Source organism: Puia sp., assembly GCF_036500295.1.
In the GTDB taxonomy this organism is placed as follows: Bacteria; Bacteroidota; Bacteroidia; order Chitinophagales; family Chitinophagaceae; genus Puia.
Map to the genome: position 1 here is coordinate 1 of NZ_DASYCH010000085.1, position 23,807 is coordinate 23,807.

15 protein-coding genes are annotated in these 23,807 nt (G+C 56.0%); 13 read left to right on the top strand and 2 right to left on the bottom strand.

Annotation, left to right across the window (positions count from 1 at the left end; translation table 11 throughout):
- On the bottom strand, nucleotides 1–435 hold a 435-nt coding region (locus VGM48_RS16350), incomplete at its 3' end, for a sigma-70 family RNA polymerase sigma factor (protein ID WP_331581023.1).
- A 76-nt stretch (nucleotides 436–511) separates the two neighbouring features.
- A complete protein-coding gene (locus VGM48_RS16355) occupies nucleotides 512–1,993 on the bottom strand; it encodes a hypothetical protein (RefSeq protein WP_331581025.1) in 1,482 nt (493 codons plus the stop codon).
- Between the two features lie 147 nt (nucleotides 1,994–2,140).
- Between VGM48_RS16355 and rbsK the strand changes: the two genes are divergently transcribed.
- The 13 genes from rbsK (at nucleotide 2,141) to VGM48_RS16420 (ending at nucleotide 23,413) form a co-directional block, all read left to right on the top strand.
- On the top strand, nucleotides 2,141–3,073 hold the full coding sequence (gene rbsK, locus VGM48_RS16360; RefSeq protein ID WP_331581027.1) for a ribokinase: 933 nt from the start codon (nucleotides 2,141–2,143) through the stop codon (nucleotides 3,071–3,073).
- Nucleotides 3,074–3,105: 32 nt separating this feature from the next.
- On the top strand, nucleotides 3,106–6,153 hold the full coding sequence (locus tag VGM48_RS16365; protein WP_331581029.1) for a TonB-dependent receptor: 3,048 nt from the start codon (nucleotides 3,106–3,108) through the stop codon (nucleotides 6,151–6,153).
- Nucleotides 6,154–6,171: 18 nt separating this feature from the next.
- Nucleotides 6,172–7,749 carry a RagB/SusD family nutrient uptake outer membrane protein gene (locus tag VGM48_RS16370; protein WP_331581031.1) on the top strand — a complete coding sequence of 526 codons (1,578 nt, stop codon included), beginning with the start codon at nucleotides 6,172–6,174 and terminating at the stop codon, nucleotides 7,747–7,749.
- A gap of 17 nt (nucleotides 7,750–7,766) precedes the next feature.
- Nucleotides 7,767–9,425: a sulfatase gene (locus tag VGM48_RS16375; RefSeq protein ID WP_331581034.1), complete on the top strand. Its 1,659-nt coding sequence runs from the start codon at nucleotides 7,767–7,769 to the stop codon at nucleotides 9,423–9,425.
- Between the two features lie 20 nt (nucleotides 9,426–9,445).
- Complete coding sequence (locus tag VGM48_RS16380; protein ID WP_331581036.1) at nucleotides 9,446–10,447, top strand: GRP family sugar transporter; 1,002 nt, start codon at nucleotides 9,446–9,448, stop codon at nucleotides 10,445–10,447.
- A gap of 6 nt (nucleotides 10,448–10,453) precedes the next feature.
- Complete coding sequence (locus tag VGM48_RS16385) at nucleotides 10,454–12,037, top strand: ADP-ribosylglycohydrolase family protein (RefSeq protein ID WP_331581038.1); 1,584 nt, start codon at nucleotides 10,454–10,456, stop codon at nucleotides 12,035–12,037.
- An 11-nt stretch (nucleotides 12,038–12,048) separates the two neighbouring features.
- Nucleotides 12,049–13,899, top strand: a complete 1,851-nt coding sequence (locus tag VGM48_RS16390; protein WP_331581040.1) for a glycoside hydrolase family 127 protein — start codon at nucleotides 12,049–12,051, stop codon at nucleotides 13,897–13,899.
- 15 nt (nucleotides 13,900–13,914) lie between these two features.
- Nucleotides 13,915–16,020, top strand: a complete 2,106-nt coding sequence (locus tag VGM48_RS16395) for a sulfatase-like hydrolase/transferase (RefSeq protein WP_331581042.1) — start codon at nucleotides 13,915–13,917, stop codon at nucleotides 16,018–16,020.
- A 71-nt stretch (nucleotides 16,021–16,091) separates the two neighbouring features.
- Nucleotides 16,092–17,639: a hypothetical protein gene (locus tag VGM48_RS16400; RefSeq protein ID WP_331581044.1), complete on the top strand. Its 1,548-nt coding sequence runs from the start codon at nucleotides 16,092–16,094 to the stop codon at nucleotides 17,637–17,639.
- Nucleotides 17,636–20,614 (top strand): DUF4838 domain-containing protein, encoded by a 2,979-nt coding sequence (locus VGM48_RS16405; protein WP_331581046.1) that lies wholly within the window; start codon nucleotides 17,636–17,638, stop codon nucleotides 20,612–20,614. The genes VGM48_RS16400 and VGM48_RS16405 overlap by 4 nt, the downstream gene beginning before the upstream one ends.
- Complete coding sequence (locus VGM48_RS16410; RefSeq protein WP_331581048.1) at nucleotides 20,611–22,158, top strand: ADP-ribosylglycohydrolase family protein; 1,548 nt, start codon at nucleotides 20,611–20,613, stop codon at nucleotides 22,156–22,158. The genes VGM48_RS16405 and VGM48_RS16410 overlap by 4 nt, the downstream gene beginning before the upstream one ends.
- Before the next feature lie 9 nt (nucleotides 22,159–22,167).
- Entirely contained in the window at nucleotides 22,168–22,956 is a 789-nt protein-coding gene (locus VGM48_RS16415) for an alpha/beta hydrolase (RefSeq protein WP_331581050.1), read from the top strand.
- 28 nt (nucleotides 22,957–22,984) lie between these two features.
- A complete protein-coding gene (locus VGM48_RS16420) occupies nucleotides 22,985–23,413 on the top strand; it encodes a hypothetical protein (RefSeq protein ID WP_331581052.1) in 429 nt (142 codons plus the stop codon).
- Nucleotides 23,414–23,807: the final 394 nt, after the last annotated feature.

Sequence of the window (23,807 nt, forward strand, 5' to 3'; positions counted from 1 at the left end):
GCCGAGCCGGGCCGCGATTTCCTTGTAAGGCAGTTGTTCCACCCGGCTGAGATGGAAGATGAGGCGGCATTGGTCGGGGAGCTTTTCCAGCGACTGCTGCAGGTGTCGTTGAAAGTCGCTCAGTTCGGCGCGATCGGCGGCCTCGGTTCTGGCTCCGGGTTGTTGGGAGCGATAAGCAAGATGGTTCTCATAGCGCCGTTTTATCTTATGATGTTTTAGATGATCCATTGCCGCATGATGGACGGCGGTGTATAGATAGCCCGCCACGGGGGAATCCACCGGGAGTCGATCCTTTTTTTGCCAAAGGCGGCAAAAGACGTCCGATACGAGCTCGGCCGCGAAGGCTTCCTCCCGGATGATGCTGAATGCATACCTGTATAAGGTTTCGTAGTGTGCCGTAAAAATCTCTTCGAATGCCGGTTCGGTAAGTGCCACTTTTTATTGTTTGTTCCTGCCGTCAAGATAATAACGAGCAGGGGGACTGTTACCCTTACAGGAAGGTAGAGATTTTTTACCGGGCCAGGGCGCTTGTCACCCAGGCGGCGAGGTCGAAGTAGCGCAGCAGCTGCTGTTCGTATTTGCTTTTGGCCACGGCGTCGAGATCGGCGTGGAGCTTTCGCTGGCCGGCGGGGAGGGACAGGAGGCGGCGGTTCGAGGGGCTTGATTCGACGAGGCGGAAGACGAGCTTTTCGATCTTCATCAGTTTGGACTGGCTGAAGTATCGCTTGTACGAGCGGATCTCGTATTCGAGATGGAGGAGTTCGCGCTTTTCGTAATAGATAACGATGTTGAGCAGCCGGATGGCGCGGCTGATGAGCAGTTGCTCCGGCAGGCGCAGGCGGTTCATGATCTCGCGGAGGTAGAGATGGGCCTTTCGCCAGTCGCGCAGCTGAAAGAAGGTGAGGCTGCAGTAGAAATACAGTTCGCATTGCTTTTCTTCATCCACCAGTGGGTAGTTGTCGAAAACGGCGGTGGGAATGGAGTCGACCAGTTGCCGGGCCTCTTCGGGCCGGCCGGCGCGTAACAGGATGAGGATCTGCCGGGCGAACGCCGTCTTGCGGACGAGGAAGCGGAAATATTCGGGATACGCGGCCTGATCGAGGTTGCGGATCTTGTCGAGATAATAAGCTGCCTCGGTGCTATTTTCCAACATATAGAGACTCTCGATGATGCCCGTGAGTGCGGAGAGATAATCCAGCGGCGGGTTATCGAGAAAGGCCTGGTTCTTCTCGAGCAGCGCGTTGAGATGATAAAAAGACTTCAACGCGGAATGATAGTCGCCGACGACTGTAAAGAAGAAGGACTGGAACAGCAGGTGCAGCTTCTGCGAGATAAAACTTTTCGACTTGCTGGCCACGAGCACCATTTCGCTCAACATAAGATCGTTGAGTTTTTTGCGGCCTTCTTCGGTGGCGATCTTACCGGTGTGGATGAGCCGATAGTGGAGGAGTTCGTACAACGAATAATGATCGTGGATGTGGCTGAGACTTTTCAGGATATCCTTTCCCTTCATCTGCAGATTAACCAGCCCCTGGTCGGTGATGCCGGCGAAATTGTTGTCGGAGTAATGCTGCAGCTCGTCGCGGTAGCAATAGTATTCGATCCAATACAGCTGGTACTTCGCGGCCAAACGACCTACTTTCCTTGCCTGGCTGAACGCCTCTTCATCGAGCGAACGCTCTTTCAGGATCCGGATCTCCTGCAATTGATGCAGGAGGTTGAAGAAGATGTCCTTTTCCTTTTTTGCCCGCACGAGACAATCGATGAGACTACTTCCCAGATAGATGCAGGTGTTCTCCCAACTGCCGCCGGAGGACCGCTTTTTGAACTCCTGTTTCAGGGCCCGGATGTCGGGATTCTTCGCCGAATCGATCAGCTGGAACAGCTGCAAATACTCCTTGTTACCGCTTTGCCGCTTGGACTGCAGTTTGAAATATCGTTTTTCCGAGCTGGAAAGTGAGTGGATCAGCTTTACTAATGCAGAGGGGCTCATTGATTTCGTAATTCATTGTATTTTAACACAATAAATAATATGTCATCAAGATAAGGCTGATTCAGGAACCAATATTCCAGCAAAATAAGGCTTTCTTTTCACTTCCCCCGCCGCTTATTTTTGGTTCAACAAACGAACGACTTGCTTATGGAAAACAGGAAAATAGTAGTAGTAGGCAGCAGCAATATGGACATGGTCGTAAAGACCGATCACATCCCGGCGCCCGGAGAAACAGTCCTTTCAGGTTCTTTCTTTATGAACCCCGGTGGCAAGGGCGCCAACCAGGCGGTTGCCGTGGCGCGGCTTGGCGGCGAAGCGGTATTTATCTCGAAAATGGGTAACGACGTTTTCGGCAAACAATTCTCCCAATTATTCAGCGAAGAAGGTATCGACACGCGGTATCTCGTGTCCGACGAAGACCTCCCCTCGGGGGTAGCGCTTATTACGGTGGACGAAGCCGGTGAGAACAGCATCGTCGTAGCATCGGGGGCCAATGCGGCGCTTGAAGGCAAGGATATCGACAGCGCGCTGGAGCAGATCGCGAGCGCCGCCATCCTCCTTGTGCAGCTGGAGATCCCGATGAAGACGGTGGATTATGTGGTGAAGTTTGCCGCCGGCAAAGGCGTAAAAGTGATCCTGAACCCGGCCCCGGCCAATACGCTGAGCCAGGAACTGCTGGAATGTGTATATATCCTTACCCCCAATAAAAAAGAGGCTTCCATGATCGCCGGCATCGACGTGACGGACATGGAGTCTGCCAAGGAGGCGGCGCGCATCATCTGTGCCAAGGGCGCGCGGAATGTTGTGGTGACCATGGGTTCGCTTGGTGCGCTGATCTATACCAACGAAACCTTTTCGGTCGTCGCCGCCCGCCAGGTGGAAACGGTGGACACCACGGCCGCGGGTGACGTCTTCAATGGCGCGCTGGCGGTAGCCGTCTCGGAAGGAAAGAGCCTCGAGGAGGCCGTGGACGTCGCCTGTGAGGCGGCGGCTATTTCCGTGACCCGGCTTGGCGCCCAATCATCCATACCCTATCGAACCGAGCTTATCGCGCGACAACTGAACATCACACGATTGTAATCCCTAACGATTGCTCATTTAAAAAATGCTGTATGAAAAAATTGAAATTGGCTATTGCCTGTTTATGGCTAGCACTTTGCTTCACTTCTCTCACCGTCCTTGCACAAACGGACATCACCGTGAGCGGGCGGGTAAAGGATGAGAAGGGAAATCCCGTGACAGGAGTGACCGTATCCATCAAAGGAGCTTCCGGCGGGACCTCCACCGATGCCGATGGGCGGTTTACTCTTCACGTTCCCCGACGCGGCGCGACCCTTGTACTCTCCTCCGTCGGATTCGACCAGCAGGAAGTAAAGGCGGGGACCGGTCTCCTGGAGATAACGCTTACACAAGTCAATAAACAGCTGGACGATGTGGTCGTGGTGGGATATGGCACCCAGAAACGGGTGAGCATGACCAGTGCGGTGGCTTCCATCGGTGGCAAGGAGCTGACGACCCGGCCTATCTCCAGCCTGGAACAGGCGCTGCAGGGCAAACTACCGGGACTTACGATCCTCGATAAAGGCGGGCAGCCCGGCAACACCAACAACCCCATCGTGCTGCGGGGTGTCAATACCCTCTACACGACGGAAGACCTTTCGGGGGCATCGGTGGCGCCGCTGGTTCTGATCGATGGGATCGAGCAGCCCTTCAGTAATGTCAACCCGGAGGATATCGAATCGATCTCCGTCCTGAAAGACGCGAGCAGCACGGCCATTTATGGTTCACGCGCGTCCAACGGGGTATTGCTGATCACCACCAAACGCGCAAAGTCGGGGAAGATCATCACCAACTACAGCGGATATTATGGCCGGCAGCGCTCGGTCTCGCAGCCGAAACCGATGGACCTCGCCAGCTATCTGCATCTGGAAAACACCGCCTATACCAATGTAGGCTCCGCCCCACCCAAACCCTATCGTGACCAGGATATCGAGGCCTATATTCAGGGCAACAAGACCGATCCCACCCACTATCCCCTACCCTACGACTGGTACAGCCGGGCGTTTCATACCGCGGGCCAGACCAATCACACCCTCTCCGTGAGCGGCGGCAGTGATAATTTCAAGGGGCGGGCCAGTGTCCGGTTTCAGGACCAGGACGGGATCCTCGACAATACTAATGGTAAGGTGGCGGAAGCGAGGGTGAACACCGACTTACGTGTGTCCTCCCGGATCAATGTCTCGATGGATATCGATTACCGGTATGAGAACGACCGCAATCCTTATGGATTGGCCAATATCCTGCAATTCATGACACAAAATGCGATCTGGACCGTTCCAAAATATCCTAACGGCGACTATGGTGGCGGGACGCAGGGCAATAACCCGCTGTTGCTGATCGATAAAGGCGGATACAATCACCAGGAGTCCGGCTATTTTATCGGCAACCTGCAGGGCAACTGGCAGATCACGAAGGGCCTGACCTTTACGTCACAGTTCGCTTCGAATGCCACGAACATCTATGGCAAGCTCTATCAGAATACCTGGCATACACAGGATTCCAACGTGGTAAAGAAGAGTAATCTGCATAATATGCTTACCGAGTCGCGCAACGACAACCGGCAATACACCATCAACAACCTGCTGAACTATGCGACGAATTTCGGCGATCACGGGTTAAAGGTATTGCTTGGCTATTCGCAGATACAATATACCAGCCATACGCTGAGCGCTTACCGGCAGGATTTTTATAACAATGATGTGCAATCGATCAGCGCGGGCGCCAATGACGCCACCAAGGATAACAGCGGGGTGGACGCCGGCTGGGGGCTGCGGTCGTATTTCGGTCGCGTGAACTATGCCTACAAAGACAAATATCTTTTCGAAGCCAATGGCCGCTTTGACGGAAGTTCGCGGTTTACGGGTAACAATCAATACAGTTTCTTCCCTTCGGCTTCGGCCGGCTGGCGGATCTCCCAGGAAAACTTCTGGGATGGGCTGCGGGATAAGGTGAACGAGTTGAAATTAAGGGGTTCTTATGGCAAGACAGGTAACCAGGCCGTCGCGCTTTACAGCTACTTCCCTACGCTCAGCCTGCTTACCTATGACTTCAACAACCTTGCGGCGCAGGGCTATATGCAAACGACGGTGGCCAACCAGGGTATCACCTGGGAAACCACGACGGAAGCCGATGCCGGTCTTGACGCCACTTTCCTGAAGGGCAGGTTGACCCTGACCGCCGATTATTACAGGAAAAGGACGAGCGGCATCCTGCTGACCCTGCCGGTGCCCGGCACGCTGGGGTTGCAGGCCGGACCACAAAATGCGGGGAAGGTGGATAACACGGGGATGGAATTCACCGTGGGTAACCGCAACCGCTTTGGCAAATTCGGGTTAGATATCACGCTGAACCTTGCCATCAACACGAATAAGGTGGTGGACCTTGCCGGCACCGGCCCCTTCTATTATGGTACGGATCAGAACCCACGGTATACTATCCAGCAGGGCTACCCGATCTACTCCTTCTGGGGGTATAAGACGGCGGGCTTTTATCAGTCGGATGCGGATGCGGCGGCGGGTCCTTTCTATCTGCGGACGGCCAAGGCGGGTGACACGCGGTATATCGACCGGAATAAGGATGGGAAGATCGACGCCAGTGATCAAACCTACCTGGGAAATACCTTCCCGAAATATACATTTGGCGGTGCGTTCAGCTTTTCCTACGAGGCTCTCTCGCTCAACTTCGCTTTGCAGGGGGTTGGAAAAGCCAGCATGCGGATGGCCGGCGCTTTTGGCCAGGGCGGCAACTACGAAGGCATGGTGCCGGATATCTACACCAACAACTACTGGACTCCTCAGAACCCTCATGCGGAATTTGCGCGGCCTACGAAGCAGGACCTGCGTAACCAGACCAACAACGACCGGCTGGTGCTCGATGCCTCCTATCTCCGCGTGAAGAATGCTCAGCTGGTATACCGGTTGCCCGCGCGGTTGCTGCAAAGGGCGCATATCAGCCAGGCCAGCGTTTATGTATCGGGGACAAATCTGCTCACCTTCTCGAAGCTGAACCGGTGGCATATCGATCCGGAGTCGATGTCGGGAGTACAGAATTATTACCCCCAGATCTCGGTGTATAGCCTGGGCTTTAATATTTCCTTATAATCTTCAAAATTGTACAATATGCGAGTATTAAAATATATGGTCGTCGCGTTTGCGGGTGCGGTTTTGCTGCCGGCGTGTCAGAAGGATCTGTTGAACACCGTGCCGAATGATCGTATTTCGACGGATATTTTCTGGAAGACGGATAACGACGCGACGCTTGCCGCCAATGCGATCTATACGGATATGGCGGAGACGCCGGATCATTTCTTCGGCTGGGACAATATGTCCGATATCCTCTTCACCAATCCTACGGGTCCGGTGGAGGCTGCCATCAAGCAGGGTCAATACGATGCGCTGAACAGCCGGATCAGCGCCGACTGGAATACCTATTATGCGGGCATCCGGGGCGCCAACTCTTTTATGACGCATGTGGATGAAGTACAGACCACCAACCCGGCGCTGATCAGCCGGCTGAAGGGAGAGGTTCGGGCGTTACGGGCCTATTTCTATATGAAGCTGGCTTCCCTGTGGGGGGATGTGCCGCTGATCACTACGGAGCTCAGCCTGGCGGAGAGTGAGAAACTGACGCGGGCCCCGGTGGACAAGGTGTGGGATTTCGTCGCGGCGGAACTGGATACGGCGGCTTCGCTTTTACCTGTGAAGCAAACGGATGTCGGCAGGATCACGAAGGGCGCCGCCCTGGCCATCAAGGCGCGGGCGATGCTATATGCGGGCCGGTATGATGCTTCGGCCACCGCGGCCGGCCAGGTGATGGCTTCGAACACGTACAGCCTCTACCCTACTTATAAGACGCTTTTCGGTTATGCGGCGGAGAATAATGCGGAAGACATCCTGGATGTTCAATTCCTCGCGGATGTCTATCAAAACAACATCTTCCAGGTGCTGGCGCCGCGCAGTGTGAATGCCAGCAGCAAGTGGGTGCCGACGAAAGCCATGGTGGACCAGTTTGAGATGAAGACCGGGCTGGCGATCACCGATCCGGCCAGCGGTTATGATCCGGCCAATCCGTATGTGAATCGCGATCCGCGGTTGTCCTATTCAATTTTTGTCCCGAAGGATACGCTGCCCAACGGCAAGATCTTCAACTCGCTGCCGAGCAGCACGACGGGCGATGCCGTGGGTTCGTCTTTTGTCGTCTCGCCGACCGGGTGGAATGTCAAAAAATATGTGAACAAGGAAGACCTTTCGAAGCCGACCGATTGCGGCATCAATATCATGCTGATCCGGTATGCCGAGGTGTTGCTGACCTATGCCGAGTCGATGATCGAGCAGAACAAGCTGGATCAGTCTGTGTATGACGCGATCAATAAGGTCCGGCAGCGCGGCGATGTGAAGATGCCGGTGATCGCCACGGGTCAGACGCAGGATCAGCTTCGGGCGATAGTGCGCAATGAGCGGACGGTGGAACTGGCGTTTGAAGGGTTTAGGTATTTGGACATCCGCCGGTGGAAGATAGCGGCGACGGTGATGCCGGGGAATGTCTACGGGTTGACCTATAAGGATACGGACGGCAGTCTGAAGACGGTGGTGGTGCCGGGCTGGAACCAGACCTGGAGTGATAAGCTTTATTTGTGGCCCATCCCGCAAAAAGAGATCGATCTGAATAAGAATCTGACACAAAATACCGGTTGGTAATATAAATGATGACAACTATGAAACGATTTGTAATCGGTAGCCTTGCGATCCTTATGGGATCGTTTGTGCTACACGCGCAGCCCGTGTCCAGGAACGGAAAGAAAATGAACGTTATCTTCTATCTCGTGGATGATCTTGGCTGGGCCGATCTGGGATATGAAGGGAGCCATTTTTATGAAACGCCGAATATCGACAGTTTTTCGAAGGTGGGGGTCCAGTTCAACCAGGCATATGCGGCCTGTCATGTTTGTTCGCCTTCGCGGGCGAGCATCCTTACCGGTGAATATCCGGCCAGGTTGCATTTGACGGACTGGCTGCCGGGGCGAAAGGAATTCCCGTTTCAGAAGTTGGAGAGCGGCGAGCACGTACAGCATCTACCGTACGATCAGAAACCGCTGCCCGAGGTGCTGAAAGAAAATGGATATAAGACGGCGATATTCGGCAAATGGCATTTGGGTGAAGATGCCAATTCGACGCAGCGCCAGGGATTCGATCTGCATATACCTGACTATAACAAGGGCTGGCCGAACGGCAGCTATTTCTCGCCGTATGATATGAAGGGGCTGGAAGGCGGCGTCAACGGGGAATATCTGACGGACCGGCTGACGGCCGAAGCGTTGAAGTGGGTGGAGAAGAACAAGGATCAACCATTCTTCTTATATCTCGCGCAGTTTGGCGTTCACGATCCGATACAGGGTCGCGGTGATCTCGTCGTAAAGTATGAGAAGAAGCTGGCGAAGATGGGTAAGGTTTCGGGCGTTCCGTTCGTACTCGAGGGGAACCCGGACGACGGCACCGAGGTGAGCGGCACCGCGCAGGACGAGGCGCATAAGGGATTCAAAGTCTACCCGGACCGGACGGTGAAGATCAAGCAGCGGCAGGACAATGTGGAATTTGCGGCGATGGTGGACTGCATAGACGAGAACTTCGGGCGGGTGATGGCTAAACTAAAGGAGCTTGGGTTGGCCGATAATACGATCGTGATCTTCTTCTCGGACAACGGGGGGATGTCGGCGGCCAATTTCGGCAATCCATCGCGCAATATTCAGCCGGTGCAACTGAACAAAGCCTATTCGACCTCGAACCTTCCGTTGCGCGGGGGTAAGGGATGGTTGTATGAAGGCGGGATTCGTGAGCCGATGCTCGTCTACTGGCCGGGCCATGGTTTGCATGGGGTGACCAGCGATGTGCCGGTGACGAGTACCGATTTCTATCCGACGATACTGGATATGGTAGGTCTCGATGCGAAGCCCCGTGGGTCGAATGGGATCGATGGGAGCAGTCTGGTGCCCATACTCAAGGGTGAGGCCGCGGGGACCGGGAAACTCCGGGAGAAGCCGCTGTTCTGGCATTTCCCGCATTACAGCAATCACGGGGCGCAGAGTCCCGGCGGTGCGGTGCGCTATGGGGATTACAAGTTGATCGAATACTATGAGAACAATATGGTGCAGCTGTTCAATCTTAAAAACGATCCGGGAGAGCACCAGGACCTGGCGAAGACTGAACCGGCGAAGGCGAAGGAGTTGACGGCGATGCTGCACGAGTGGCGGAAACAGGTGGGCGCTGTGATGCCGAAGCCTAATCCCCAGTATAAGGAAGGACTGAAGTGGCCGGGCAACGGGATCAAGGGCGAGGAAGATTCGCCATATGATAAGAAAGACGGTGGAGGACATTAATTTACGCTAAAACCAACATCATGTTCATCGTTCAAAGCTATTGGCAGGCCATTTTATTTTGTGTGATCACCATGTTGTGTTGGGGATCCTGGGCCAACACGCAGAAACTGGCCGGCAGGAGCTGGCGGTTCGAGCTTTTCTACTGGGATTATGTTATCGGCATTCTCCTGTTCTCGCTGGTGTCCGCGCTTACGCTGGGCAGTATCGGGGAACAGGGCCGGCATTTTATGGATGACCTTGCACAGGCGGATCCGGCGAATATCGGTAAGGCGCTGATCGGCGGGGTGGTCTTCAATGCCGCCAATATCCTGCTTTCCGCGGCGATCGCGATCGCGGGGATGGCAGTTGCGTTTCCGGTAGGGATCGGGCTGGCCCTGATCCTCGGGGTGCTGATCAACTATCTCGGCACCGAGAAAGGGAATGCGGTGTTGCTGTTCTCGGGTGTCGCTTTTGTGCTGGTCGCGATCATCCTGAATGCCGTGGTCTACAAGCGGAAATCGGCGGGTGGAGCTGCGGCGTCATCCAAGGGGATCGTGTTGTCGGTGGTGGCAGGGGTCTTAATGTCGTTCTTTTACCGGTTTATCGCCTCATCTATGGACGTAGACAACTTCGCGATGCCCGCGGCGGGCAAGATGACCCCGTATACGGCGGTCTTTATTTTCTCTTGTGGTATCCTGGTGAGCAATTTTCTCTTCAATACGATCCTGATGCGGCGGCCTTTTGACGGTTCGCCGGTCAGTTACCGCGATTATTTCCGGGGCGGGACCGGGACACATTTTGTGGGCATCCTGGGCGGACTCATCTGGGGACTGGGGAATGCATTGAACCTTATCGCGGCCGGGAAGGCCGGCCCGGCCATCTCTTATGGGTTGGGGCAGGGTGCGACATTGGTCGCGGCGTTGTGGGGCGTATTTATCTGGAAGGAGTTTAGAGGCGCGTCGGGGAAGAGCAATATGCTGCTCGCGCTGATGTTCCTATGCTTTATACTTGGGTTGGGATTTATCATCCGGGCTGGACAATAGTCTTTTATGAGAAGAGGGATGCGAAATATTATTTGGGGTTGTTTGTTTGTTCCGGTGCTGTTGCATGGGCAAGGCCGTGTTGTGGAGTTGACATCGACCGACTATCGCGACCGGGTGGATGCCATCTGGACGGCGCAGATGCTGGGCGCGATGATGGGATGGCCGTTTGAGCACAAGGTGGCGTCGGTGGAATGGGTGCATACGCTTTCGCCGAAGGTCGATCATGCGCCGGTGGATGATGACTGGTATTATGAGATGGTGGCGATAAGGGCGTTTGAAAAATATGGGATCGGGATGAACGTGGAGCAGCTGGGGCGGCAGTGGATGGAAAATTCGGCAGGGACCTGGGGATCGAGTGAACAGGCGAGGCTGCTGATGGCGAGGGGCGTGGCGCCGCCGGACTGCGGCAGTCCGCGGTACAACAAATTATGGTTCTCGATAGGATCTCAGTTTTCCTGCGACGTATATGGGGCCCTTGCGCCGGGGATGCCGAATGTCGCGGCGGCGATGGCGAGACGGTATGGGCATATCAACGGATATGCGGAAGGAGCGGATGGCGGAGTCTTTGTCGCCGGGATGATCAGCCTTGGGTTTGCGACGTCCGATGTTCAGCGTATCGTGCGGGATGCGGCCCGACTGATCGATACCTCATCTCCCTACCGGAAATGCCTGGACCTCGTGATCGGGATGGCATCGGCGGGGCGGACGGCCGCGGAGGTGTTCGACGCCGTGGAACGGCGCTGGCATTTGGAATATCCTGCCACCAACAATGCCGTTGCCAATGGCGGGATCGTGGCGGCGAGTGTCTGGTTTGGCGGGGGCGATTTTTTGAAAACGGTGAACCTGGCCTATGGGGCCGCGGACTTTACGGATGCCGACTGCAATGCCGCGAACGCGGGTGCGGTGGTGGCGGCGATCCATGGGATGAAGGGGTTGCCGGCCGACCTGGTGCGGGCGCTGGGAGACAGCATTGTGGGGGATAAATTGGGAAAGGTGGTGTTGACGCCGGCGGTGCATGAGACGATCTCGGGCCTTGCCGCGAGGACGGCGGCGATCGGCACGGCTATTTTGCGGCAGCATGGGGCAGCGGTTTCCGGTGGTGCGATCCGGGTGCCTGTACAACAGGTTGTCACGCAGCCGGCGGAGTTGTTCCGGCTTGCCGATCTTATGAAATACTGGAATCCGGAGTGGACGCTGGAGCGGGCCGGTTTTGGCGGAGCGTTGGGTGGGATGCCCGGTATCCGGGGGATCACCTATCTGGATAGTGATGTGCTGGCGACCTATCCGCGGGATGAGGTGAAGGCGGTAGTGCTGACGCGCCGGCTGCGCGTGGATGGGGTAAAGCATCTTTCTTTTGAGGCGGGTGTGGACTCACAGCGGGTGTGGCGATGTATGGTATATGCGAATAACAAAGTCTTGTTCGATAAATTGATCGAGGGGGCCTCTGCCGGGCCTCGGAGTTGGCGGCCGGTGACCGTGGATCTGAACGGGTATGCCGGGGAGACCGTCACGCTGCGGATCTATCAGCGGGTGTTGATCCCCGGGAGGGCCGCGGGGAATGCGTACTGGAAGAATCTACGAATCGAGTAAAAATATTAACTATGAAAATTGTCAAGGGGATCTTTTTGGGGGCGGCGGCGCTGGTGTTACAAGTCAGCGGCATGGGGCAGATGAGCGACAGCCTGGTGAGTCCGGGGGATGTGGCGTTGAAGGGATTGATCGGCAAGGCGCTGGATTTAAGTGAGGCGGGAAGGCTGCGATCGTTGCCGTCCTGGCATGAAGGCGCGCTGATCACGATGTTCAGCCCCGAGGCCCGGAGCCGCAACACGACCACGGACTGGTATGGCGAGCATGCCGGCAAGTGGATGTATGCCACGACGCTGGCGGCGGTGCGGACGGGTGATGACAGCCTGAAGGCGCTGTTGTTGCGGACAGCCGATTATCTTATCCGCAACCAGGAGGCCGACGGCTATATGGGTTCGTATTCGCCGGCGTTGCGGATCACGAATGCGGCGTCGAAGTTGCATAAGAAGAGCTGGGATGTGTGGAGTCTGAGTTGTACGACATTGGGACTGCTGGAGGTGAATGCCAAGCTGCATGATGCCCGTTGTCTGGAGGCGGCGAAGAAGATTGGGGAGTTGATGTTAAAGACGTTTGGGGACGGTGGGGTCGATATTACGGATTATGGAACGCGTTACGGCTATTCGGCTACCGTCGCGCTGGACCCGGTGGTGATGTTGTATCGGTTTACGGGGGATAAACGGTATCTGGACTTTGCGCGGCTGATCGTTCGCGAGGCGGACAAGAAGGATGGACTGAGGCTGACGGCGGCGATGGCGGCGGGGCGGGACCTGGAGACGGTGGCGGATGGCAAGGCCTATCAAATCATCTGGAACTTATTGGGAGTGGCGAAGCTGTATGCGGTGACGGGCGATGCGGCGTATCTGAAGACGGTGGAGGCCGCCTGGAAGAATATCCACAACTATCATTTGACTATTACCGGCGGCCCCTGGGGCGGTGTCGGAAAACATAAAGAGTGTTTCAATACGCGGGAGTTCTGGAGTCCTTATGGATTTGTGGAGACCTGCAGTATTATGAGCTGGATGCAGTTGAATAGATTCCTGTTGCAGATCACCGGCGATGCGCGATATAGCGAGGAACTCGAGAAGTCCGCGTATAATGCGTTGCTTGCGGCGCAGCTGCCGGATGGACAACTTTGGACCTATCATTCTTTTACCAACGGCCGTAAGCACCCGGCAAATTTCAACGACTGCTGTCCTTCGAGTGGGGCGATGGCGTTGGAGGAGTTGTCGGAGGTGGCGTATACGCGGCGCGGCGGTGGGGTTGCCTGTAATATATATGGCGAGAGCGTGGCGAAGATCGTGTTGGGGGGTGTGCCGGTGCGGCTTTCGCAGGAGACGGAGTATCCTTTTGCGGGAAAGGTGCGTTTGGTGGTGACGCCGGGGTCGGCGGTTCGGTTCCCGTTGTATTTGCGGGTGCCGGCGTGGGCGGTGTCTGTGCAGGTGACGGTGAATGGGAAGGTGGTTGATACGGCGGGGTTGCGGGCCGGGACCTATTATACGGTGACGCGCGAATGGAAGAAGGGCGATGTGGTGGAGATGGAACTGCCGATGCCGTTGCGGGTGGAACAACAGCAGGAGGCGGCGATCATGCCGCAGGGTAAGGACGATCTCTACCGGGTGAATTGGTTTGCTTTTGCGCGGGGGCCGCTGGTGTATGCGAGTGACGGGCTGATCGAGGGGCGGGACCGGGAGATGAATTATAAGCTGGGTGCCGCGGAGATTTCCCGGTATGCGAAGGAAGAAGGGAAGGACGAAGTACGCTTTACGCCGCCGGGGGAGAAGCCGGTGGAGTTCCGGCCTTTTTATTCCGCCGGTGGGCGGGAAGCGGGGACGTGGAGGCTGACGTGGATGCAGAGCGGGATAGATTAATATAAAGACATTACGATGAAAATTTGGAATACAGCGCTGATAGCGGCTTGTTTGCTGGCGGGTACTCATGTTCGGGGACAAAAAGTTAAAAGGCAGCCGAATATTTTATTTATCCTGGCAGATGATCAGGGGTATGGAGACCTGGGGGCCTTCTACCAGAACGAACGGGCACGACTGAAGGACCGGTCGAAGCCTTTTGAGCTGTCGCCGCATCTCGACAGGATGGCGGGTGAGGGTGCGATGCTGACGCAATACTACGTCGCGGCGCCGATCTGTGCGCCGTCGCGGGCTTCGTTGATGCTGGGGGTAAGCCAGGGACATGCGAATGTGCGGGACAACGAGTTCGATAAGGCGCTGGATGATAACTATACCTTGCCCGGCAGCTTGCGGAAGCTGGGGTATAGCACGGCGATCATCGGCAAGTGGGGATTGGAGGGGAATGACAAATACGATCTTAACGGATATCTATGGCCGGCGCATCCTTTGAAGCGGGGATTCGACTATTATTTCGGGTATATGCGGCATGCCGACGGGCATGAGCATTATCCGAAGGAGGCGTTGTACCGGAAGTATTGGGCGGAGAATGGTAAGGCAGTCTGGCAGAACTATACCAATATCACTTCGCGGCTGGACAAATGTTATACGGCCGATCTGTGGACGGCGGCGGCGAAGAAATATATCGTCGATCATGTGCGGGGTTCCGAGAAGGACAAGCCTTTCTTTTTATACCTCGCCTTTGAGACGCCGCATGCGGTGCAGGAGTTGCCGACGCAGGCCTATCCCAAGGGCGGCGGGTTACGTGGGGGGATGCAGTGGCTGGGGACACCGGGTCATATGATCAGCACGGCGTCCGGGGTACCGGATAGTTATACCTACCCGGAATATGCGGCGGCTTTGTATGATGATGACGGCAATCCGGCGACACCGGAGGTGCATTGGCCGTCGACGTATCAGCGGTATGCCACGGCAAACCGGCGGCTCGATGATGCGGTGGGCGATGTGTTGCAGTTGTTGAAGGACCTGAAGATCGATAGCAATACTATTGTGGTTTATACTTCGGATAACGGGCCGTCCAACGAATCGTACCTGCCCGAGGATCGCTTTCCACCCAACAAGCCGACCTTTTTTCGCAGTTTCGGGCCCTTCGAGGGCATCAAGGCGGATACCTGGGAGGGCGGCGTCCGGTTGCCGGCGATCGTGCGGTGGCCGGGGCATGTAGCGGCGAAGAAGCTCGATCTGCCGGCGATCGCTTATGACTGGGCCCCGACGTTTATCGATGCTGCGGGGCGGGTCGCGCCGGAGCGGATGGATGGGGTCTCGCTGTTGCCTGCGTTGACAGGTAAGGGGGTGCAGCGGGAGCCGACGGTTTATATCGAATACAAGGGTGAGAACAAGACGCCGGATTATTCCGTGTTCTCGGCGAGTCATCGGGGCCGGGTGCGTAATCAGACACAGTTGCTGCGGGTTGGGGATCTTGTGGGGGTTAGATATGATATCCGGTCGGCAGCGGATGACTTTGAGATATACAATGTTTTGAACGATCCCGCGGAGAGACATAACCTTGGGGACAGTATGCGGGGAATGCAGGATCGGATGAAGGCAAGGGTGCTGGAGTTGCATCATAACGGGGAGGGGTCGCCAAGGCCTTATGATAATGTTCCGGTTGGTGCGACGAATGCCGGGACGGTTGTGCCGGGGGTGGATTGGGCGGTTTACACGGGTGCGTTCCCGTGGATCCCGCAGGTAGAGGGATTGGCGGCTGCTTTGAAGGGGCATGCGGGGTCGTTGGGGCTGGTGGATTCTGCGGTGGGGCATGTGACGGTCTGGACGGGATATATTGCTGTGCCGGCGGATGGGGAGTATCGGTTTTATTTTACTTGTGACACGAAGGCATTTTTGCGGATACATGATATACAGGTGTTGGATGCGGATTACGGATATCCGGGCGGGTTGCCACGGGAAGCGACGATCGTTTTGAAGAAGGGGTTGCACCCGTTTCAATTGAGCTATCATCGGGATCAGGACCAGGGGGAACCGTTTTTGAAGTTGGATTGGAGTGGACCGGGGATGAAGCGGCGGAAAATGGGTGGGGGTGATTTCTTTCGCGGAGGGAAGCCTTGAGTTTGGGGCGGCGTTCGCCGGAGGGATGCCCTGAGTTTGGGGCGGTGAGAGACCTTTGTAAATAGTTTGCCATGATAAAATTTAGTTGGAGGAGGAGCCTGGGGTTGACCCTGGCTTTAGCCACTGCCATGCCCCTGCTGTTCGGCAATTGCCGGCGCATCGTTCCCATCGAACCGCCCGCTCATTACCCGCCGGGGATAGACACCGCGGCGTATTCCCAAATTCCCCAATCCGATATTTACGAGGTGTCGGTGATCCGCGATGGGGTCACGCGGGAAAGGCAACTGGTCTTCCAGAGCAAGTGTCCGGAGTACCAGTTGGGTTATATGAACATGACCGTAAACGACCAGTACCCGGCGAAGATCTTCAAGGGGCGGACGATCAACTGGACGACTTTTTCTTTTTCCGGGAGTGTGATCGTCGAGGTGAAATTGCTGAGCCAGAGCCGGCTCGCGATGAGCGATGATGTGAAGATCCTGCCGTCGCGGAAGGGGATCCATCCGATGGTGAATGGGAACACGATCGCGTTCCGATTGGATAACCCCGGGCAATTTTCGGTCGAGATCAGCGATAGCGGTTATAAGAATGGGTTGATGGTGTTTGCGAATCCGGCCGAGACGAACAAACCCGATACTACGACCGGCACGTACAAGGTGTTGCGTAATGCCACCGCGGCGGATGCAAACGCTGCTGCACCCTATAACGGCATTTATTTCAAGGCAGGGGTTCACGATATCGGCGTATTTCATGTACCGGTGAACATCAAGAATGTTTACCTGGAGGAGGGCGCATGGGTGTATGGGACGCTGATCATGGATGGCAATCCGGGAGTGCATATTTTTGGCCGGGGGGTGCTTTCGTCGGCACGACTGAATTACCGGCAGTCGCATTGTGTGGAAGCCATTACGCAGAGTAACAATATCAACCTGGAGGGGATCACGATCGCGGACACGAAATATTTTGCCGTCCGGCTGATCGGGAAGAACAATACCGTGAGTTGGGTGAAGGTGATCGGCGGCTGGACCTACAATTGCGACGGGATCGCGGTGTATGACAATTCCACCGTATCGAACTGCTTTATCTGGGCGAATGACGACAACATCAAAGTCTATCGGAACAATATCCGGTTCACGGACAACGTATGCTGGCAACTGAACAACGGCGGGATGATCCAGTTGAGCTGGGGCAATGCCAGTGCCACGGGGGTGACGATCACGCGGACCGATCTGCTGCACGGGGAATGGAATAACGATGCGGTGAACCGGGGAGTGATCAGTTGCGTAGGCGACAAGTTTGCGGCCGGCGGGATGAACGGGTTGCAGCAAAATTTCCTGATCGACGACCTGGTGACGGAAACGCCCGTACCGTTGCTCTTCCGCATCTCCCCCAACCCGGCAAGTCCCGAGTTGATCCATGGGATGGTGTTCAAGGATTGGAAGGTGAAGCAGGATACGGTGAACGGATTCCACAACTATATACAAGGCGGAGATCCCGCGCATCCGTTTGACGGGTTTGTGTTTGATAACTTTGTTTACAACGGGACGCTGGTGACGGCGGACAATTGGCTCTCTATGATGAAGATGAATGTGGCGAATTTGGTGACACCTACTTTTCAATGATGAAGACTTTATTCATACTGTTGTTTTTGGTTGCCGGGAAGATTGCTTCTGGCGAGGGGAAGTATTATGTCGATTCGCGGCTGGGGGATGACAGGAGTGCCGGGACGTCGGCTGCCGCGCCGTGGAAGAGTTTCTCGCGGTTTGAACAGGTGCGGTTGCAGCCGGGGGATTCGGTGTTTTTCCGGCGGGGCTCGGTATTTAGGGGCAGGCTGGTGATCGCGGATTCGGGGATGCGGGGGAAGTATCTTGTACTGACGGATTATGGGGTTGCTGCGGAACCGGCGCCGATGTTTACGAACCCGGTATTTAGTGATGGGACGTTTGGAAATTGTATCCGCGTGAGGGGTAGCTGGGTTGTCATCGAGAATCTGGGTTTTTATGGAACGGCGGCTTATTCCCCGGTGGAGTATCACGGGGATGGCTGGGTGGTGTGGGAGATGGGGGCGATTAACCTGGAACGGGGGGCGGAGCACTGTATCGTTCGAGGGAATGAGATGCGGGATTGTGTGGCGGGTATCCGGAGTAACGGAGCGTATGCGCTGATCGAGCACAATTATATCCACGATTGCAACCGGGTGATGAAGGAGTGGAACTGGGGACCGTTGGGCATTTGGATGGGTGCGGATCACCAGGAAGTACGATTTAATAAGATCGTCAATTACAGTGCTGTCGATCCGCGGATCGGCTGGGGACCCAATGCCTATGGCGGCGGGGCGGATGGAGGGGCGTTGGAGATCGATGATGCGCGGTATGACAAGTCGGATATTTCGATCCATGATAATGAGACGAGGGACAATCAGGGTTTTTTGGAGGTGACGTGGACGGATGTGAAGAAGAATCCGGGGTACACGGGTTTTAAGATATATAGAAATTTCAGCGACGACTTCCAGCAGTTTGTAGCGCTTTGGCGGGGAGCGGGTTGCCGGATCGAGGATAATACGATCTTCCGGCGGAAGGTGAATGCGAATGAATGGGGAGTATTTAATATAACGCAGAACCGTTCGCATAATGTTGTGCGGGGGAATACGATCGTGACGGCTCCGGGGGTGGTGATCTTTAATGTGGGGAGGAAGGGGATGGCGCAGCCGGAGACGGTAATTGTGGGGAACCGGTATTCTTGCGAGGGGGATAGTGTGCGGATGGGGAAGGAAGGGCCGGGGGATTCGGCGGTTTATGGAGGATTTCGGTTTCCTATTGCCCGGGATGGGAGGACGTTGGTGGGGATCGAGGTTTCGGCGGGTGCCGGGAAGTTCGCGGCGGGTGCGGGGAAGTTCGCGGCGGAGGAGTTGGGAAGATATTTATCGAGGATGAGCGGGGCAAAAATAAGCGGGGCAAATTTTAACGGCGGCAGTGGGCGGCCGGTGATCCGGCTTATGCGGGTGGATTCTTTGCCTGAGGAGGCTTATCGGATAGAGATGCGGGGCAGGGACCTGCTGCTGGCCGGCGGGTCTGGGCGGGCGCTTTTGTATGCGGTGTATGATCTGCTGCACCGGCTGGGTTGTGTGTGGGCGACGCCCGAATTGAGCACTTTGCCTCGGGAGTATGTGCCTTCTTTGCGGGAGTTGACCTATCTATCCGCCGGGCCGGTGCGCGAGGAGCCTGTATTGAAATACCGGAAACTGGATGTGGAGGAGGGCCGGACGCATACGGTTGCCAATCTTCGGCAATTGATCGACTGGATGCCGAAGGTGCGGCTGAATGTGTTGCAGGTGCCATTGAACTACCAGGGAGCGGGCCGGGTTCGTTGGGATAACTGGCGGGAGGCGTTGACGCCGGAGCTGAAGAAGCGGGGACTGTTGATCGAGGTGGGGGGACACGGTTATCAAAATTTCCTGGGAGCGCGAATGGAGGCCGGGGCTTTGTTCCGGCAGCATCCGGAGTGGTTTGGGGAGACCCGGGAGGGGAAGCCCGATACGACGATGCGTGTCGTGTTCAATACGGCCAATGCCGATGCGGTGGGTTATTTCCTGCGGAACATCGAACGCTATTTGCGGGCGCATCCGGAGATCGATATCTTCGATTGCTGGCCGCCGGATGTGGCGAAGTGGGCGCAGAGTCCGGCGATGGCGGCGTTAGGACCGGCGGTGGACCGCCAGGCCCGGCTGATGAATGCAGTGGACTCTGTGGCGCGGCGGGTGCGGCCGGGATTGAAAGTGGAGATCATTGCCTACGGGCAGGTGTTGGAGCCGCCCATGGGTGTTGAGCTGAGTGCAACTATTTTGGTGGACCTCTGCCCGATAAATCAAAGCTTTGAGGCGCCGCTTTACGATACTTCGATGACAGCGAACGGCGAGTATTTCCGCGCGGCGGAGGATTGGCGGCGGCATTTCGCGGGCGACCGGAGCGTGTATTCGTATTACCGGAAGTATGCGTGGCGGTCGCTGCCGGTGGTGTTGCCGCATTTTATGCAGCAGGAGCTGCGGTGGTATGCATCGATGGGATTCCGGGGCATTTCGACTTATGCCGAACCGGGAGATTGGTTTACCTATGGGTTGAATCACTATGTGCTGGCGGGGCTGGCGTGGGACCCGGGGGCTCCGGTGGATATGATGATGGATGAGTATTCGCGGGCTTTGTTCGGCGACGCGCGAGGCGCGGCGTTGGAGGCGTATCGGGAGTTGGAGCGGGTGGTTCGGGGTTTTGGGAGTATCCCGTATACGCGGTTGAAGCCGGCGGCGGAACTGGATTCGGCGGCGGCGGTGTTGAAGCGCTGCCGGGCGCGGGTGGATTCGGCGGAAGCGGGGAACGGTGGGGTTGCGGCGAGTCTGCGGCGGTTGAGGTTGATGCTGGATTATGCGATCGGAGATCTCGAAATATTGAAATTGCGGGCGACGGGTGCGGGCGCGACGGCGGTGGAGGCTCGGATCAAGGAATTGGTGGAGCTGTTGGAGCGGCATCGGGGGGAGGGTTTGTTTGTGCTTCGTGATGGAGATAATCTGGGGCTTTTCTTAAATCATTACAATAGTCTAAAATGAAAAAACTTTTGAATTTGCTGTTTGCGGCGTCGTGCCTGACGGCGGCGGCGCAGAAGACGCCGGTTCGCCTGGGCGGAGCGGTGACGATCCCCGAGGCGGTGCTACGGGATAAGATCAAGGGTGGATGGGCAGGTCAGACGATCGGAGTGACGTTTGGCGGTCCTTACGAGTTTAAATACAACGGCACGTTTATCCAGGACTATCAGCCGCTGTTTTACAGCGAAGGCTATATCCGCAAGACGATGCTCGAAACGCCTGGGTTATATGACGACCTCTACATGGACCTTACGTTTGTCGATGTCTTTGAGCGGCTGGGATTGGATGCGCCGGTGGATTCGTTTGCCAGCGCCTTTGCGCATGCGGGGTATAAGCTCTGGCATGCCAACCAGGCGGCGCGGTACAATATCCTTCATGGGATGAAGGCGCCGGAGAGCGGTAACTGGATCAACAGTCCGCATGCCGATGATATCGACTACCAGATCGAATCGGATTATGCCGGATTGATGAGCCCGGGGATGCCCAATGCGGCCTCGGCTATCAGTGATAAGATCGGTCATATCATGAACTATGGGGACGGCTGGTATGGGGGTGTTTATTTCGGCGCGATGTATTCGCTGGCATTCCTGTCGGATGACGTTCCGTGGATCGTTGGTGAGGCGTTGAAAGCCATCCCGGAAGGCAGCAGCTACCGGAAGTGTATGACGGATGTCATCAACTGGCATCGGCAGTATCCTGACGACTGGCATTCGACGTGGTTCGAACTGCAGAAGAAATGGTCGAGTGACCGGGCTTGTCCCGAAGGGGTCTTCCTGCCGTTTGATATCGATGCGACGATCAACAGCGCCTATGTCGTGATGGCTTTGTTATATGGGAATGGCGATTTTGGGCGGACGTTGGATATCGCGGCGCGGGCGGGGCAGGATGCGGATTGCAATCCTTCGTCCGTGGGTGGGATATTGGGAACGGTGCTCGGGTATGATAAGTTACCGGAATACTGGAAGAAGGGGCTGGCAGGATCGGAGGATATCGACTTCAAGTATACGACGATCTCTTTGAACAAGGTTTATGCGATAGGTTACCGGCATGCGGTGGAGGTGGTGAAGCGCAATGGCGGCCGGGTGGACGGCGGGTCGGTGGTGATCAAGACGCAGGCGCCGGTCCCCGTACGGCTGGAGCAGAGTTTTCCGGGGATGTACCCGGTGAAGAAAGAGGAGGTGGCGATGAATGCGCAGCATGAGATCGCGTTTGATTTTGAGGGGACGGGGTTTATTTTGAATGGGGCACCGCGGGCGAAGAATAATAAAAATCCCGACTATATCTATCAAACGGAGGTTTGGTTGGATGGGAAGAAGATAGAGAGTCCGGCGTTGCCGACGGATTTTACGACGCGGCGACTGGAAGTTTGCTGGAAGTATCCGTTGGCGAAGGGGAAGCATTCGGTGCGGGTGAAGGTGTTGAATCCCGATGAGCGGTATGAGATCCGGGGCCTGGCGTATATCGTTTTTTCCGATGCGCCGGCGAAGGATCCTTTTATACAACGTTAATGCCATTTTATGCGAATAATGATTTTGGGGTTGTTGTTTTTTGCGGGGCGGGTTATGGCGGATGCAGCGCCGATGGCGGATACGGTGGTGTATCGGGTGAAGACGTATGAATATACCCCTGATTTGAAATTGGATGTGTTTGCGCCAGAAGGGGCGAGCGCGCCGGCGGCGCAGCCGGTGATCGTGCTGTTTCATGGCGGGAGTTGGGTTTCGGGGGACAAGGCACAAATGGAGGGGCAGTGCCGGTATTTTGCGCGGCAGGGGATGGTGGCGGTGACGGCGAATTACCGGTTGCAGGGAAAGGATACGGGTATCGTCGATGCGAAGATTGCGGTGCGGTGGGTGCGGGGGCATGCGCGGGAGTTGGGCATCGATACGGCCAAGATGGTGCTGGGAGGAGCGTCGGCGGGTGGGCATCTGGCTACGATGGTGGTGGTGGCGGGGATACCGGCGCGGGCGCTGGTGTTGTTCAACCCGGCGTATAGTACGGCGGATGATCCGGCGGTGGAACCTTATTCGCGGGCGGGTGCGGGGTTTCCGCCGACGGTGTTCTTTTATGGGAGTAAGGATAAATGGAAGCCGGCGGGGGATAGTCTGCGGCGGCAGTTGAAGAAGGCGGGGGTGGATTGTGAGATGTGGGTGGCCGAGGGGCAGGTGCATGGGTTTTTTAATAAGGCGCCGTGGAAGGAGGCGACTTGCGTCAAGGCGCAGGAGTTTTTGGCGCGGTTGGGGGTGATGAAGGCGGTGGAGGGAGCTCAGGAGGGGAATGGTGGGCTCTCAAGGGAGGATCTGAGATAAGAAATCCAATATATTTGCAAATCGCTCTATGCCAAATTTATACATTATAGCGGGATGCAATGGCGCGGGTAAGACGACGGCGAGTTTTACCATTCTGCCGGAAATGCTTAATTGCCGGGAGTTCGTGAATGCGGATAGTATCGCAGCGGGGCTTTCGCCTTTCAATCCGGAAAGCGTGGCAATTGAAGCGGGGAGGATAATGATCATGCGGATCAACGAACTGCTCGTTTCGAGGGTGGACTTTGCTTTTGAAACAACGTTGGCGACGAGGAGTTATTTGTCCTTAGTGAAAAAGGCCCAACGCGTACCGGCTTGTGACAGATGGATAGTAATCAATAACAAAACCGTTGTGCCGGAGTTAGTTGCCAAGGGAACGCTCTCAGGCAATAATATGATTCAGAATCACTATATTTGGGATATAATAATCTCTCAAAGCACTAATTATGGAACCCAATAGGTCGGAACTCGACCAGTTATCGGATAAAATCCTGGAAGGAATGGCTGAAGCCTCGCGCAGATTGGTTGAAGAAAGCGCAGTAAATGGCCGGTCGCTCGTTATTTCCGAAAATGGCGAAGTGAAGAGAGTTCCAGCAAGTGAACTATTGTCAAAGGTTTCAAAGAAGCGGTGAACCGCCTCAATGCCAAGATACAAGAAGCACCCCATGCAGGGTGCTTTTTCATTTTAGGCAAGAACCCGGACTTAGCGGGTGAAGGCCGAATAGATGACCTGTTCGAGGCGGTGTTCGAAGTCGCCGTGGGAGTTGGGGGTCTGCTGGGTCATGATGAGGCAGACGACGTGGTTGGCGGGGTCGGCCCAGTAGGTGGTGCCGAAGAAGCCGCCCCAGGAGAAG